Genomic DNA, 14,118 nt, shown 5'->3' on the forward strand with positions numbered 1-14,118 from the left:
CAAACTGAAGATGCACGGAGCAGCTCATCCGTCAGGTGGCTTCGGAAGACAGTGCTTGGCAGCCAATCCAGCATCCATTTCGTAGATCGCGTCGCGCAGCCGCTTCATGACTCGCGCCCTCTCCTGCGGCGTTTTGCCAGATATGGCGACCAGTTCGTTCCAAGCCGCCAGCAGGGACCCCCACCACTCTCCTGCTTCCTGCAGATAGCCGGCCATCTTGTAGTACTCGACGATCTTCGCGAGATCCGGTGGCGCGCCCGGGTTGCGATCTAAGTACTCGATCGCCAGCAGACTCGGGTCCGATGAGATCACTGATCGCAGGTGTTTCATCCGAGCAATGCGTGCCTCGTCGCGGCGATGCTCGGCTGCAGCGCGAGCAGCCTCCGCGGTCACAGTCAAGCCGACCGTGACCGTCAACTGTTTGTAGTGATCGTTGGGGCAGTCGCGCGGACGACCGAGGTCGGCGTTGATCGCCGCTCCTGCTGCAAGCACGTCGTCTGCACCAAATGCTTGGGAGATGCTTGCTGCTCGGTTGCATGCGTCCACCAGTACGACGCTCGTCACCTCGGAGTGTCGGGCTGAGCCGGGAGTGAACGACCCCGTGATCGCCGCATCGAACCGAATCGCTTCGAGTGCCGTAGGCAACTGATACGGACCCGACCGGGGCACTTCGATGCGGCGTCGACGAAACTTGAATCTCATGCGACCGACGGCGGCTCGTCGTCGCTGGCAAGGATGATCTTGAACTTCGCGTCTAGGTCGGCCTCCGGGGTGCGTCCGTTGAAGTCGTACCCGACGAACGCCTCGTACAGCCGGAACGGAACCAGCGAGCCCAGCCCGACCAGCGCCCGCGCGAGCGCGTCGATCATCCCGTTGTAGCGGGCATCGTCGATGCTCGCCCTACTGACGATCGCCGCGAGTGCAGGATGAGATGTCCTGTCAGCCAAGGCCTCGCGAAGCACCAAGATGAGATCGATGTCAGACGCCTGCTCGCTCAGCAGCCAGGGGATATCGCCGGTGTCAACGGCCATCAACGCTCGCAGTGCGATCTTTGCGGACCGCGCAGCAGCATTGTCTCGTAGCCACTTAGCGAATGCCGCGGCGACCGTCCCGCGGATCCCGGGCACCTGGAGTGCCGCTTCGAACGCTTCCTGGACCGCCTTGTCGATGCCCGGGTCCTCGGTCGCATCCGCAACGCGTTGCAGACGCCGTACGGCGATCTCGGTCCGCACACCCTCCAGCAGCATGCGACTGGCAACAGTCACCACGGTACTCCGAAGCCCCGCGGTCGTCGCCCAGCCATAGAGGAGCTGCTCACAGCCGCGCTGCATGTGCGGGTCCTTGGCACCTGCCAGCAGAACTTCCTCCAGCAGCCATCGGCTGTCGGAGGTCAGCTCCTTAAGCTCGTTTTTGATGAAGCCGACGTCCTGGTGCCGAATGACCAAACCTGACAGCCGTTCCTGTACCAGGTTTTGTCGACCCGCGTCTTTCACGGCCAGACCGATCAGCCAGTCTGCCATCGGCTTGCGGATCGGCGGGAAGTTGTCCCAGGCGTAGCGCACAGCTGCGTCGCCGAAAGCCGACTCCTTGAAGACCACGATCTCCCCGGGGAGAATCTTCGCCTGGATCGCGTTGACGCGCCCGACCAGCCCCGGCCGGCTGAACACCGCGAACGCGCTCTCCTTCACCTTGTCCTTGTCATCCGTTGTCGCCTGCAGCCGTGCAGCCAGTGATGTGCTCAGGTCGTCGAGCTCGGAGAGGCGGACACTCTGCACGCACGCAAGTGCGAGCAAGAAACAGCGATCCTCCGGGGATAGCGCCGACTCAGGAGCAAGGAACAGCCCGTCCAGCGTCTTGACGTGGTTGTCGAGCAACTTGTGGAGCCGCTGGGCCCATTGGCTGTCGTCATCTTGGTCAGGCCAGGATCTCCACGCGTCCAGAATTCTCGCCGCAGCCCGCGTTGCCTGCACCGCACTCAAGCCCTTCAGGTAGGGCTTGACCGTGTCGGCATCCACGTGTGGTTGCAGCCTCGCAGTGATGACCCCCAGCCGCCGGCCGACCACCTGGACCGAGTCCGGTGCTTCCTCGAGCTGAATCACATGGACCTCAGGGATCGAGCCGCTGACCACCGACCGCCAGAACTCGGTTCGGACGGTCAGCACCAGCCTGGCGTTCATATCGCGATAGATACCGGCCAGCTCCGTGAGGCCGACGACGAAAGCTCGCGCCTTCCCAAGATCCACGGACGTCTCGACATCGAGGACGTGTACGTAGCCGGCCTTCGGCCGCAGCGCAGCGACCGTCGGATGCTCCCAGTCCGGGTCGAAGGCGGTCATCAGCATCTCCGCCGGAGCCTCGTGCGCCACCAGTTGCTCGGCGAACGTTGTCGAACCGATTCCCGGCGGCGCCACGACGACAACTACGTCACCGCGTCCCAGAGCTGCGCTGCCCTTCTCCCGTTCGTCCTTCCAGCTCACGGGAACGACGATGGTCCGGTCGGCTCTGAGCTTCGCACGATCAAGCGGCTGCTCAGCCAGCCGATCAGCCGGCTTCAGGGCACGAACAGCCTTCGATTCCACAGCGACCGTCGTGTGTCCGGCCAGCAGCTCAAGAAGCCTTTCGGTCCGGGCCGTCCGAACGCGGCCTGCGGACCAGATCTCGTCGGTCTCGAAGCGGTCGATCAGCACGCCGATGACAGCCCCGTCGTGCTGCCGGATCAGCGGTGCGCCGCTCATGCCAGGCTGCACACCGTCCGCGTACACCCAACCGGTAGCAGGCCCACCCTCCTCCTTGGACGGGCCTTCCCAACGCCCGGACGACGGCATAATCCGGTACGAATGCCCTGATGAGAGAAGCGCATATCCCGTCAGACTGATCGGCAGACCCGAATCTTGGTCATCCGACATCGCAACGAGCTCCACGCTGGCCGAAGGTGGAGTGGCGGTGCGCAGGATCGCCAGGTCGTGATCGGCGTCGGAGGCGAGCAGAGCGGCCGTCCCGGTGCCTTCGCCAGCGGCCGAGTCGGCGAGCGGCTCGAAGCGCACCACGCCATCAGCGGAGGCCTGGTATACGACGTGCAGTGCGGTAGCCAACACTCCGCCACCGAGGTGGAAGCACGTCCCGACCGGCCTGCCGTCCACATCGAGGATCCGGCCGTGGAACCGGGTGGCCGATGCGCTCATGTGGCGTCCGCGCCGTCGGATTCCTTACCAAGCGTCCGATCGCGGTACACGACCCTGACGCCCAGCGACGCCTCAGCTCCCGCACTCGCGATAACAATGTCGCCGGTGGCCGAGAACTTCAACCCGAACTGGACCTCGATCTCGTCGGGGCGAGCGCTCTGCGCGGCCACCCGCTCGCCGATCTGCACCGCAGTGAGAGCGAGCTGCTCGATCACTGCTTCTGCTCGGGTGAACATGCCCTGCAACTTTTCCACGGGCTTCGAACTGCCAGTCCGCTGAAAGCCAGGTCCCACGACGGCCTCCACCAGTACCGGGATCCCACCAACCTCGGTCTCAACCACGACAGACTGCATCCCCAGCATCCCCCTGATCTTTTCAGTCACGCTCTGACGTCGTAGCGTAGTCAGCAATTGTCGGTCACGGTCGGTCAAATCGGCGCGTCTTTCCCCGGTACGAAGAACCGACTGACCACCCCGCCCTGGTCGACCTTCCCGATCGTCGTGACCAAAAGCGACCGGACATCACTACTGATCGGTAATTCGTACGCCGCCACCCCCGCGTCCGCATGAGGAGGCGATCTCCTTCACCGAGGGGCAATAGGACGCCAAGACGCACATAGGTCTGTTCGCCGAGCAGTTCGTGCGGTCGTGCAATCTCCGCGACGCGCCGATCACCGGACGTGATCGCATGCATTCATCGACCTCTTCCATGGAATCACCAACAGCTACAAGCCGACCGAATCACCCCGAGCCGGTCCGTCCTGTAGACCGACCACTTCATCCCTACGAGCTCCCCGTCCGCTGCATCCACAACATGGCCGCTGGGGATGGCAATCATCGCCGGCGGTGCCTTGCCCAGATCGTCGCCCGTTGCCAAGGGATTCCGTCGCGCCGCTGACGGAGCAGCCTCACATGCTTAAGGAGCTCGTAGACATGGTCATCTGAACACCTCTCGAGGCGGCACGGACCATCTCGAAGGACCTCATGAGGCAACTGCAGACGGCCGATGTTCACAGGCTGGCCTCACCCGACTGATGGCCCGTCCGCCACCGGCAGTTCGAGGTCAAGGCGTGTGGTTAAGGTGGGTGTTCCTCCTCGGACACCATGTGGGTTCATATCTCCAGGGATATGAACCCTTTCTTGGTTCTCAGCCTCTCTTCGATGATGCGTCTGCATCACGCCGCGGGACCTCGACACCATCGAGGCAGGCCGCAGCTAGAACTTGCTGCGGGAAGTCGGCGTCGGGGCGAAGGCCGGGCTGCGCCTCACCACCACGGCGGTCTTCTCCCCTGGCAGGAGGTCACCGCTCTCGCCCGAGCCGATGATGACGCCGCCCGCGTCGAGCTTAGCCACTTGCCGATCCAAGCCACCCGGCAAGGCGTGCGCTCTGCGCACCTCCAGGCCATCGTGATGGAGGCGGTGGCCCGGACATAGAAGGGCGCCGAGGTGCGGATCGGCGGGATCCTGGCAGTGGGCGCGATCTCCGAGCAAGCGGCCCGGCTCTCCACCCCGACCGGCGGCGAGCCGGTAACCGTGCGGAACATCGCACTGCCGCATACCAGTTTCCTGCGGCCGGAGAAGACCGTGAACGGAGTGCTGTACTACCAGTTCGAGGTCATCGTCATCGCGGGGAGAACGGTGATGGACCACCTCGAGGAGGTGACATAAGACCTCGAAGACGCCTGGCCCAGCGATCTGCGACGACGTTCGACAACCGACCGCGCTTCCCGCTTCAAGCAACTCCACCCGCCCACGTCACTAGATGAGATGTCGGGTCCAGGTGATGGGGGTGCGGGCGGTGATGATCTCCAGTGGGAGGTGGTAGTCGAATTCCCTTGGGCCTTGGAGATTGATCCACTCGACCATCTCGGCGAGGCCTTCGCGGAGTGGGACCCTCGTTCGGTAGTCGAGCAGTCGCCGGGCCTTGTCCGAGCTGCAGATGGCGTGGTGCACCTCGAGCGGTCTGCCCGGTACGAAGATCGGGTCCAGCGGGAGGCCTACTAACTCGGCGATCAGTTCCGCGAGCTCCAGGATGCTCACGGTCTCCTCGTCAGGCCCAATGTTGACCACCTCGCCGGTCAGTGCCGGATCCGTGCCGAGCCTCACCAGACAAGAGACCGCGTCGCTGACGAAACTGAAGCACCGTCGCTGCGAGCCGTCGCCGTACACGATCGGCTGCAGCCCTCGCAGCATCCGGTTGATCATGATCGCAGCCACGTTCCGATAGGGGTCGTCGAAGCGCTGACCCGGCCCGATCACGTTGTGCGGTACGGCAATGTTGTACTCCATGCCGTGTATGTCAGCGAGTGATCGCAGCGTCAACTCCGCCGAGTACTTGGCCACGCCGTACGGGTCAACCGGCGCCGGCGTCAGGTCCTCGGTGAACGGCGGCTGCTGACGCCCGTACCGCGCCATCGACGACAGCAGCACGAACCGGCCGACACCCGCGGCGATCGACGCGGAGGCCAGGGCGACCGTGGAGCCGCAGGTGTGTTCGTGGACGAGCAGTGGGGAGAAGACGCTCAGTCCCTCGTACGGCGCCGCCGCGCAGTGGTAGACGAGGTCGACACCGGTCAGCAGGTCGGCGTACTGATCGGGCAGGCGGCAGTCGGCCAACCGGAACTCGATCCCTTCGGGCACGTTCTCCTTGTAGCCACCGAGCATGTTGTCGATGGCCCGGACCTCGTATCCGGCGTCGGCCAACGTGCGGGCGGTGTGGCTTCCCAGCAGGCCGGCGACACCCGTCACCAGGGCAATACGGTTCGGCATTTCACCCTCTCTTCGCACCACTGTGGTGGTGTGGTCGGAACTACCGGTCCTCGCGGATGAAGAGGGCCGGTACGTGGTGATGCGGACAGTCCCCGAGGTCCCAACCGGATCCGGCCAGGACATCCACGAGGGTTGGACGACTACGGCGAAGATCGGTCCAGGCCAGGGCATCGCCTTCGGCCCGGACGTGATAGTCGCGCCAGTTCACATGCAGTACGTCGCAGCGGCGCGCACGTGCTGCGACGTAACCGAGCCACGGATCGTGGAGTAGCGCCGCTCCGGTCGTCGGCGGCCCCTCAAGCGCACCCCGCTCGACAACGCCTTCAAGCTCGACCAGATCCGCGGAGGCACCGACCACCGCGAGGCCGCGGCCGGACGCTTGCTCGACGATCCGGGCGTTGTGCTCCGCCCGCCACTGCTCAGACGGCACTTCCGCGTTGGCCGACAGGAGGACGCCGTACGGGTGGTGACCGAGCCTTTGGCGGTCAAGGAGCGAGTCACGGACCTCCAGGATCACGGTGGTCCGTTGAAGGCGGCCGGTGGTGCGGAGCGCGGTCAGGAGGTTGCCTGGACGCCCGATCCATAAGGACGGCTCGCGCTGCGGGTCCCACGGACGGCTGAAAGGGCAGAGTCGAGCTTCGCTGCCAGCCAAATCCCCTACGTGCAAGGGTTTTGCAGGTTGCAGCCAAGGCGCGCTTCGCTCGCGATAGAGCGGCACGGTCAGGGCGGCCCGGCGCGATCGCCGCCTGTACGCCGCCGCCCACGCCGCTCGCCGGAACGCCGCCGCCCGCCGGAAGGGCCGCTCAAGCACCAGAACCGTCCGCCACCGGGCGAGCCCTGCGCAGCGCCGACGTCGGTACGGTCAGCGCCGCGATCGCCAGCACCACGTGGACCGTGATGAAGGCGTACGCCTCGGCTCGGCTCGGCGGATGGCCCAGGAACACGGTCATGTGCGATGCCCACGTCCAGACTTCGGGGATGGGCCGGACGTCGTGCAGCAGCAGGAAGGCCAGGTCTTCCAGGCCGGACAGCTGCAACAGGATCAGCGCCGTACCAAGTCGCACCACCACACCACTCGCACCGCCGCCGAGCCGGAACGACAGCAGCATCGTGAGGATGATGAAGGGCACTAACGTGAGCATGTGGTAGTACGCGTTGGCGAAGTCGCCCTGGTTGGCGAAGCGCAGGATCTTCGGCACGAAGTAGCAGAAGAATCCCAGGAAGCACAACGGCATAAGCCATAGCGGCATGCGCAGGCGTCTCGCCAGGTCCTGGTCGACCCACGCGACCGCCACGACACCAGCGGCGAACGGCAGCAACTTGAACAACAGCAGGCCCGCGGAGGTGATGTGGCGCTCATGCGGTAGGGCGAGCCAGATGTACGCCGCACCGGCGACGGCCAGAGCTCCGGCTAGGAGGGTCACGGCGTTCGTTCGCAGGAAGGTGACTAGCACCCCAGCAGCGTAGGTCTGAGGGTAGGGCCGGTCGATCGATTCGAGCAGCGACGAAACGGTCGAACCGGAGGCGGCAGGACTTTAGTCTGCTCGCAGCCAGAGGAGGCCGGATGACTTCGATCGTGGTGCAACTGCTGGACCCGCTGGCCGAGCCGGTTCCGGCCGAATGGGACCGTTTCGCTGCCGACCACCAGCTGGTCTGGCAATGGTCGGCCGACGCCTTGCGGGCAGCCGCCTGGAACAGCCAGAACCCGACCCTGCTCGGTCTGGCCACGGACAACGCCGGTACGCCGATCGCGGTCGTGCACGCCCGTGCCCTCGGCCTGCCGGCCAGGCCCGACCGTTTTCGTCGCGGCAGCCGGTTCCCGCTTGCCGCCCTGCTGGAAGTACGGCGTCCGCCTGGTGCCGACAGCGGGTTCACCTTCGCCGCCGGGCTCAACGTGGCCGACCGCCGGGAAGTGGTGGACCAGTTCGGCCGCGCCGTACGCAGATACGCCGGGAGGCGGCCCTTCGCCATCGCCTACCGGCATCTCGCGCGCGAGGACCTCGCAGCCGTCTGCACCAGCCGAAATGTGGCCGTGCGGGTTCAGCCGCGTGCGGTACTGGACAACGAGTGGGACGCCGTCGAAGACTACCTCGCGCACCTGCATCACAAGCGCAGAAACAGCATTCGCAGATTGCGCCGCCAGATCTCCGCTGATCAGACGTTGACCGTGGCAACGGAACGGCAGATCGATCCCGAGGCGGCGGCTCGCCTGGTGGAGCTGGTCCGCATGCGCCACCGGCATCGCGGGCTGATCGAACCGCCGATCGCCGTGGAGCAGATCGAGCTGATGACCAGGGCGGAAGGCGTCCGGTTCTCCAGCTATCGCGAGGCGGAGAGCGGCCGGTTGCTCGCCTTCGCGGGGTGGGAAGACACCGGTAAGGCGATCGTCAACGGGCTCTGGGGCGCCGAGGATCCCGCGGCCGGTGGGCGGCGGAACCTCTACTTCGACGCCGCGTTCCGGTCGGTCGAAGCGCTGATCGAGACCGGACGGCGGCAGCTCGACATGGGCAAGGGCATGACCGACATCAAGGAGAGTTTCGGTGCCCGGCTGGAACCTCGCTATCTGGTGATGGGTCCGCTGTGAAGGTCCAGACGGCCAACCTGCTGACAGAAGATCCTCCAGCCGGCTGGGATGAGGCGGTGACCAGCCGGGGAGTTGGCTCGCTGTGGTCCGGGCAGATCCTTCGCACGCTGGCCTGGTCGTCGCAGACGCCTTCGGTCGCGGTGCTCGTGGCGGACGGAGCGGCCCAAGCGCTTTTCCACTTTCGTCTGCTCGGGCCGCCCGCCGTTCCTTCTCGCTTCACCGTCGGCCGAATGCCGTGGGCCGCGGTGGCCGACTGCCGCCTCCACCCGGGTGGTTCACTACCGGGCCGGCTATTCGTCGGCGGCTCCTCGGACAGATGGCGTACGGAAGCGGTCCGGGCCGCCGCCTACGCGGTGGCGGAACGGGTCGGCGATCGTCGGGTGCTGGTCGGATTCCGCAACATCCCGCTGGAGGACCTCGACGCCTTCACGACGGCCGGCGCGGTGAGTTGGGCGGCGACACCGGAGATGGTGATCGAGAACCAGTGGACCGGCACCGAGCAGTACCTGCGGGCAATGGGCCGGAAACAACGCTCCGAGGTGCGCCGGATCGAACGTCGGCTGGCCGAGATTCCCGGCCTGTCGGTCCAGCTGGAGCCGTACGTTCCCGTGGACGAGGCGAGCCGGCTGCTGGCCGCAGTGCACCGGCGCCGGCGGCCTCGGTGGTGGGTGTTTCCACCCGCGCCGGTCGAGTACTTCGAGCAGTTGGCGCTCTGCTCCGACGTCTCGTTCATCGTCTATCGCCGCGAGGGCCGGCTGGCCGCGTTCACGATGTTGCATGACGACGGCACCGATCTGGTGATGAGCGTGTTCGGTCAGGCGGATGCCGCCGAGGGCGGCCGGGCGGGGTTCTATCTCGACATGTTCCATCGTGCGGCCATCCACCTGGTCGAGAACGGCCGGCGGAAGTTGTCCCTGGGCAAGGGAATGCAGCAGGTCAAGCAGCGTTTCGGCGCCGAACCACAGCCGCAGTTCCTCGTCCTCAACCGGCCTTCCTCAGCAGATGTCCCGCGACGAGGCTCTGTACGCCGATACCGGCGAGCAGGCTGATGATCCCGCCGGTGGCGCCGGTGATCCCGATCAGGAACGAGGCCAGGCCGACCGCCGTCAGTAGCCCCGCCACCGCAGCCGTCGCCGAGGCTCTCCGGCCGGCGGCCGCACTGAACTCGGCCCAGGCGGAGGCCCGAAGCACCAAGAGGGTGGGAGGAACAGCCAGCAAGGTGGCGAGCGACACGAGGACACGATCCGGCAACGGCGTGGCAAGCAGGCCGGCGACCACCGCCAGATGTGGCGCGGTGACCATCGCACACGTACGGAATCGCGACGCGGCCGCGGACTCCACGCCTGCCGCGACAGGACCCGCCACGGCAAGCGCTCCGCCGCTGAGCCGCATGAGGTAGGCCACCGCGCCGATGGCGACCTGGCCCACCATCGAAGCGACGTACAGGTCGGCAGCCTGTTGGGCGTGCCTGGTGGACGCAAGGATCGCATAAACGACGGCAACGGCCAGCATGTTGCAGACCTCGCTCGCGCCAGTGAGAGACATCTCCCGCACGAGGTGGACCGAGCGCGGGCTAGTCCCCGTGGCGCCGCCATTGAGCCGCCAGGCCGCTAGTAGCGTGAGGGTCGCCGCCAAGGCGGCCACGCCCGCGAGGGCGGATAGCACCGCCACAACCGGCCACTGACCGACAAGGGCCAGCCCTGCCGCGAGTACGTGTGCCAGCCCGATCGCGGACATGGCCAGGAGGTCCGGCCACATCCGTCTCGCCAGCCGTAGGGCGGCCACCGCAACGAGCAACGCGCCAACCGAAGCGCCGTACACCATGGCCACCGGCCACGGGCGAATCCGGCCTTCGAAGAGCGTCAGCGCAGCGGTGAGGCCGACCACGACGACAAGCCCGAGCGACATCCAGGCGAGCAGGCGCCGACGTACGGCGGAACCGTTGGGCAATGGCGCCAAGGCGATCAACGTTTTCTCCGCACCGGCCGACGCCACGGCGGTCAGCCATTGCGAACCGGCGATCGCAGCTGCGAAAACCGCGAAGCGGGTCTGTCCCCAAGCGCCCAACAGCAACACCGCGGACAGCCACTGGCCCAACCTGAACACGCCGCGGCCCACCAACAGACCGAGTGTCACCAACCCGGATGGACGTGACACCTGCGGCGATCCGGCCGGTGCCGTGGTTTCGGGCCGATCAGCCCTCGGCACGCCGCTCCATCACTAAACTGGCCGAAGCACCGAGCCGTCGCTGCCACCAGGAAGGCCCGAACCGAGCTACCTCGCGGAAGCCGAGGGCGGTCAGCATCGCCCGGGACGCCAGGTTCTCCTCGGCGACCAGGTCACGCCAGATCCGGACCCCGGCCCGTTCGGTGACCTCCAGGCTGTACGCCAGCAGCGACCGGCCGATACCGAGGCCTTGGTTGCCGGGAGCAACGACCGTGCCGGGCAGCTGAGCCTCGCCGGTACGCAGCGGTGGTCTGCCGATCGGCCGGGTCCGGATGGCGAAGCGCAGCAGGCCCACCGGTCCGAGCCGAGTCAGCACCAGCAGACGCGGGAGCAGTCCGGCACCGGCCAGTTCGGTGGTCCGCCACTCGGTGGCACCCACCACCTTCCCGTCCCGGATTGCGACGACCAGTCCAGTGGCGGGTTCCGGTCGGCACTGCCGCAACCGGACCAGTACGTCGCGCTGTACGTCGGCCGGCCTGCCGCCGAAGGCCGGACCGAACACGTCCGCGAATCCGGTGACCATCAGCTCGTAGACCGCCGGGAGCTCCGCCGGGTCGGCCGCGCGAATGAGGATGTCGGTGCTCACGGCGCCAAGTCGATTTCGATCAGCGCCAGCGCGGCCCGCAGGGTCTGGTCCGCCGCAGCTGCCGTATCCCCGGCGACACCGACGTACCCAAGTTTGTGGCCCGATCGGGTGAAGGGATGGATCACGTCGCCAGGCTGCGGATAGACCTCCGCGAAAGCGACACCCGGCAACTCACGGGCTACCGCGACGCCGTTGACTGAGACGAGGGTGGCGGGCTCCGCCAGCGGCGACGCGATGACCTGGAGCAGGCCGAAGCGGTCCATCGCCGGTTCGAGGTCGACCGGTTCGCCGAGGCTGAGGGAGACCAGCGCCCGCACCGTGTCGACGCCGCGCATCGCCTTCACCAGCAAGGGAAAACCGTTACCGCACAGCCGGGCGCCCGCCTCCAGCACGATCGGTTCCCCGCCCGGGGTGAGGATGAAGTCCAGGTTGAGTGGCCCGTCACAAACCTCCATCGCCTTGGCGACGGCGGCCGAGGCCGCGACCAGCCGCTGCCGGGCCAGTGCGCTTAGCTCGGCGGGACAACAATGGCCCGCGATAACGAACCCGGAACCACTGAGCTGCTTCTCCGAGATGACGCAGAGGCGGATCCGCCCGTCCAGCAGGAAGAGCTCGACCGTGAGGTTCCGCCCGGCGATGAACTCCTCCACGATGGCGGTGCCGGTGGGGGACGCGTCGACGGCGACGTGGATCGCGTCGGGCAGTTCGGCTGGAGTCGTCACCAATCCGGCGCCGTGGCTGCCCGAGGCGTCCACTGGCTTGGTCACGACCGGCAACCGGAGCCGCCCGGCCGCGGCGATCAGATATCCGGCGTCGTCACCGGCCACCCAAGCTGGCCCGCCGATACCCGCGTCGGCCATCATCCGGCGGAACAAGGCCTTATCCATCGACGCTGCCGCCGCCGTCGCGGACAGCCAGCGGCGTACACCGAAGCGCTCGGTCAACGTGACCACGCTGGCGAGGCACGCATCGCTGGCCGCGGTCGCGACCCCGGCGATGGTCCGGCCGGCCAAGGCGGCCGCGATCGCCTCACCGTCATGGGTCGAAATCTGCAGGAACTCGTCCGCGACCGGCCCACCAGGGCCGGAACTGCTTCGGTCAACGCCGATCGTCCGGAGCCCGCGCCTGGTCGCTTCGCGGTAGACCGGCAGCTGGTCCTCTCCGGTCCCCAGGATCAGCAAGGGCGAGCTCATCCCGCCAGCCTCATCAGGCCGCCGTCCAGCCGGAAGCGAGCCGGGATCTCGAGGTTGGTTTCGCGGACCAGGTAGGCCGGCCCGTGCCTGGCGTCGAGAATGGAGCGATGGAGGTATCGCCCGATCACCGCGGTGACAAGGATCTTCGCCGCCAGGATGAGAAGCGCGCCGGCAGCGACGGTGCCCGCGTCTAGTGCTCCGGTCAAAGCGAGGAGCGCCAGCAGGCCGCAGCTCAACGCGGCGCCGACCGCCACGGCGTAGGCGGCGTTCAGCGGACGCCACGAATAGCTGAAGAACAACTCGAAGGCATGACCGACCAGGCGCCCTGGTCGCCAGCGGGATCTGCCACTGCGCTGCCGGTGTGAAGTCGGCACACAGGCATAGCGGGCGCCAACCGAGATGATGCTGGCGACGGTGTAGGGGCTGCCGAGCTCCATGGCGGCGATGGTCCTGGCCACCGGCGTGTGGATCACGCGGAAGACCGAGGCTCCGCGGGGAATCCGGATGTCCAGCATCGCCCGGGCGACCAGGCCCAGACCGGCCGATCCCAGTCGTCGTACCCACGGATCGCGCCGGTGCTCGCGGATGCCGAAGACGACGTCGTAGCCGCCGTCCTGCGCGACCGTCAAGAGTTTCAGGGCTTCCTCGGGTGGCGACTGGAGGTCCGCGTCCAGCTGGACCAGCCATTGCTTGGAGGCATGGCGGAATCCGGCCTCCTGCGCGGCCTCGAGACCGAAATTGCGGGTGAACGACAAGTACCTGACCCGGTCATCGCTAGCGGCCAACGCCCGGATGCGCTCCAGCGTGGCGTCGGTACTTCCGTCGTCCACGATCAGCACCTCGAGGCCATCGACCGCACCGAGCGCGGCGTGGATCGACGCCCAGGCGGCATCGAGGTGGTCCGCCTCGTTGTAACAAGGCAGCAGCACGGTAAGGCCCGGCTCCAGTTCAGGCATGCGCAGAGGCTACGAGCGCGTCGGGGGCCGGTCGATCTCTTCCACAGTGGTCGAAGAACCGTCACCCGCAGTGACCTGGGCTCACGCATGCCACCACTTACGAGTGACGATTGCCGTCGTCAACATAAGCCGGCGCGAAGCAGCGATCCAGTGCAACTCAGTGGCGATGTCAGTTGGCGCGGGCCTTCGCCATCCCGGACGCTCAGACTCACTCTTCGGAACGCTACGGAGGAATCGGCGGATTCGGAGGGGGTCGGTCAGCACGAGCCAGGCGTACCGGCCGCTGCCCTGGCCCGATGGAAAGCGATGGCCACCCCCTCGCGCCGCGCGCGGACCACCGAAGAAGGTCGTGCAGCGCTGCGTGTTCACCTTCCAGAACGGGCAGACGTCGATGAAGGCCACTGACGGCGCCAAGGTCGACGGCGACTGGTTGGTCTGCGGTTACAGCGAGAACTACTACAATCCGCAGTTGATCCCGGGGTACGGCATCCGCATCTATGCCGGGAACAGCACGGCGACGATCAGGCCGGGAAAGACAGTGGCCATTGGTGGCTACGACTTCCACGTGCGCTTGGTCAGAGGCTCGACCGCCGTGATGGACATACGACCGCGCTGAGTGGCCG

The 14,118-nt window shown here is 66.7% G+C and carries 15 protein-coding genes; 4 read left to right on the forward strand and 11 right to left on the reverse strand.

Features of this window, described 5'->3' with window-relative positions:
- Nucleotides 1-24: 24 nt before the first annotated feature.
- From ACFFGN_RS04260 to ACFFGN_RS04275, 4 genes are all read right to left on the reverse strand, one after another.
- Complete coding sequence (locus ACFFGN_RS04260) at nt 25-702, reverse strand: hypothetical protein (RefSeq protein WP_380043960.1); 678 nt, start codon at nt 700-702, stop codon at nt 25-27.
- A complete protein-coding gene (locus tag ACFFGN_RS04265) occupies nt 699-3,182 on the reverse strand; it encodes a S1 family peptidase (RefSeq protein ID WP_380043961.1) in 2,484 nt (827 codons plus the stop codon). The genes ACFFGN_RS04260 and ACFFGN_RS04265 overlap by 4 nt, the downstream gene beginning before the upstream one ends.
- Nucleotides 3,179-3,565, reverse strand: a complete 387-nt coding sequence (locus tag ACFFGN_RS04270; protein ID WP_380043962.1) for a CU044_2847 family protein — start codon at nt 3,563-3,565, stop codon at nt 3,179-3,181. Before ACFFGN_RS04270 ends, ACFFGN_RS04265 begins: the two co-directional genes overlap by 4 nt.
- Nucleotides 3,566-4,396: 831 nt before the next feature.
- Nucleotides 4,397-4,534, reverse strand: a complete 138-nt coding sequence (locus ACFFGN_RS04275; protein WP_380043963.1) for a hypothetical protein — start codon at nt 4,532-4,534, stop codon at nt 4,397-4,399.
- 93 nt (nt 4,535-4,627) lie between these two features.
- Between ACFFGN_RS04275 and ACFFGN_RS04280 the strand changes: the two genes are divergently transcribed.
- Nucleotides 4,628-4,849: a hypothetical protein gene (locus ACFFGN_RS04280; RefSeq protein ID WP_380043964.1), complete on the forward strand. Its 222-nt coding sequence runs from the start codon at nt 4,628-4,630 to the stop codon at nt 4,847-4,849.
- A gap of 90 nt (nt 4,850-4,939) precedes the next feature.
- Here ACFFGN_RS04280 and ACFFGN_RS04285 read toward each other — a convergent pair whose 3' ends face one another.
- The 3 genes from ACFFGN_RS04285 to ACFFGN_RS04295 form a co-directional block, all read right to left on the reverse strand.
- On the reverse strand, nt 4,940-5,950 hold the full coding sequence (locus ACFFGN_RS04285) for an NAD-dependent epimerase/dehydratase family protein (protein ID WP_380043965.1): 1,011 nt from the start codon (nt 5,948-5,950) through the stop codon (nt 4,940-4,942).
- 40 nt (nt 5,951-5,990) lie between these two features.
- Nucleotides 5,991-6,467: a hypothetical protein gene (locus tag ACFFGN_RS04290; protein ID WP_380043966.1), complete on the reverse strand. Its 477-nt coding sequence runs from the start codon at nt 6,465-6,467 to the stop codon at nt 5,991-5,993.
- 286 nt (nt 6,468-6,753) lie between these two features.
- Nucleotides 6,754-7,404 (reverse strand): hypothetical protein, encoded by a 651-nt coding sequence (locus ACFFGN_RS04295; RefSeq protein WP_380043967.1) that lies wholly within the window; start codon nt 7,402-7,404, stop codon nt 6,754-6,756.
- A gap of 110 nt (nt 7,405-7,514) precedes the next feature.
- Here ACFFGN_RS04295 and ACFFGN_RS04300 point away from each other — a divergent pair, with 110 nt between their 5' ends.
- Nucleotides 7,515-8,534 (forward strand): hypothetical protein, encoded by a 1,020-nt coding sequence (locus ACFFGN_RS04300; protein WP_380043968.1) that lies wholly within the window; start codon nt 7,515-7,517, stop codon nt 8,532-8,534.
- 56 nt (nt 8,535-8,590) lie between these two features.
- The gene (locus ACFFGN_RS04305) at nt 8,591-9,583 is read left to right on the forward strand and encodes a GNAT family N-acetyltransferase (protein ID WP_380043969.1); all 993 of its coding nucleotides are present in this window, start codon (nt 8,591-8,593) and stop codon (nt 9,581-9,583) included.
- On the opposite strand, the gene ACFFGN_RS04310 is transcribed toward ACFFGN_RS04305, so the two are convergent.
- The 4 genes from ACFFGN_RS04310 to ACFFGN_RS04325 form a co-directional block, all read right to left on the reverse strand.
- Nucleotides 9,516-10,640, reverse strand: a complete 1,125-nt coding sequence (locus ACFFGN_RS04310; protein WP_380043970.1) for a hypothetical protein — start codon at nt 10,638-10,640, stop codon at nt 9,516-9,518. The two genes, ACFFGN_RS04305 and ACFFGN_RS04310, sit on opposite strands and share 68 nt — an antisense overlap.
- Nucleotides 10,641-10,728: 88 nt before the next feature.
- Complete coding sequence (locus tag ACFFGN_RS04315; RefSeq protein WP_380043971.1) at nt 10,729-11,346, reverse strand: GNAT family N-acetyltransferase; 618 nt, start codon at nt 11,344-11,346, stop codon at nt 10,729-10,731.
- Complete coding sequence (locus ACFFGN_RS04320) at nt 11,343-12,539, reverse strand: ATP-grasp domain-containing protein (protein WP_380043972.1); 1,197 nt, start codon at nt 12,537-12,539, stop codon at nt 11,343-11,345. Before ACFFGN_RS04320 ends, ACFFGN_RS04315 begins: the two co-directional genes overlap by 4 nt.
- Nucleotides 12,536-13,495: a glycosyltransferase family 2 protein gene (locus ACFFGN_RS04325; protein ID WP_380043973.1), complete on the reverse strand. Its 960-nt coding sequence runs from the start codon at nt 13,493-13,495 to the stop codon at nt 12,536-12,538. Before ACFFGN_RS04325 ends, ACFFGN_RS04320 begins: the two co-directional genes overlap by 4 nt.
- A 361-nt stretch (nt 13,496-13,856) precedes the next feature.
- Here ACFFGN_RS04325 and ACFFGN_RS04330 point away from each other — a divergent pair, with 361 nt between their 5' ends.
- Nucleotides 13,857-14,111, forward strand: a complete 255-nt coding sequence (locus tag ACFFGN_RS04330) for a hypothetical protein (RefSeq protein WP_380043974.1) — start codon at nt 13,857-13,859, stop codon at nt 14,109-14,111.
- Nucleotides 14,112-14,118 lie beyond the last annotated feature (7 nt).

This window comes from Kribbella deserti, from assembly GCF_042434725.1.
In the GTDB taxonomy this organism is placed as follows: Bacteria; Actinomycetota; Actinomycetes; order Propionibacteriales; family Kribbellaceae; genus Kribbella; species Kribbella deserti.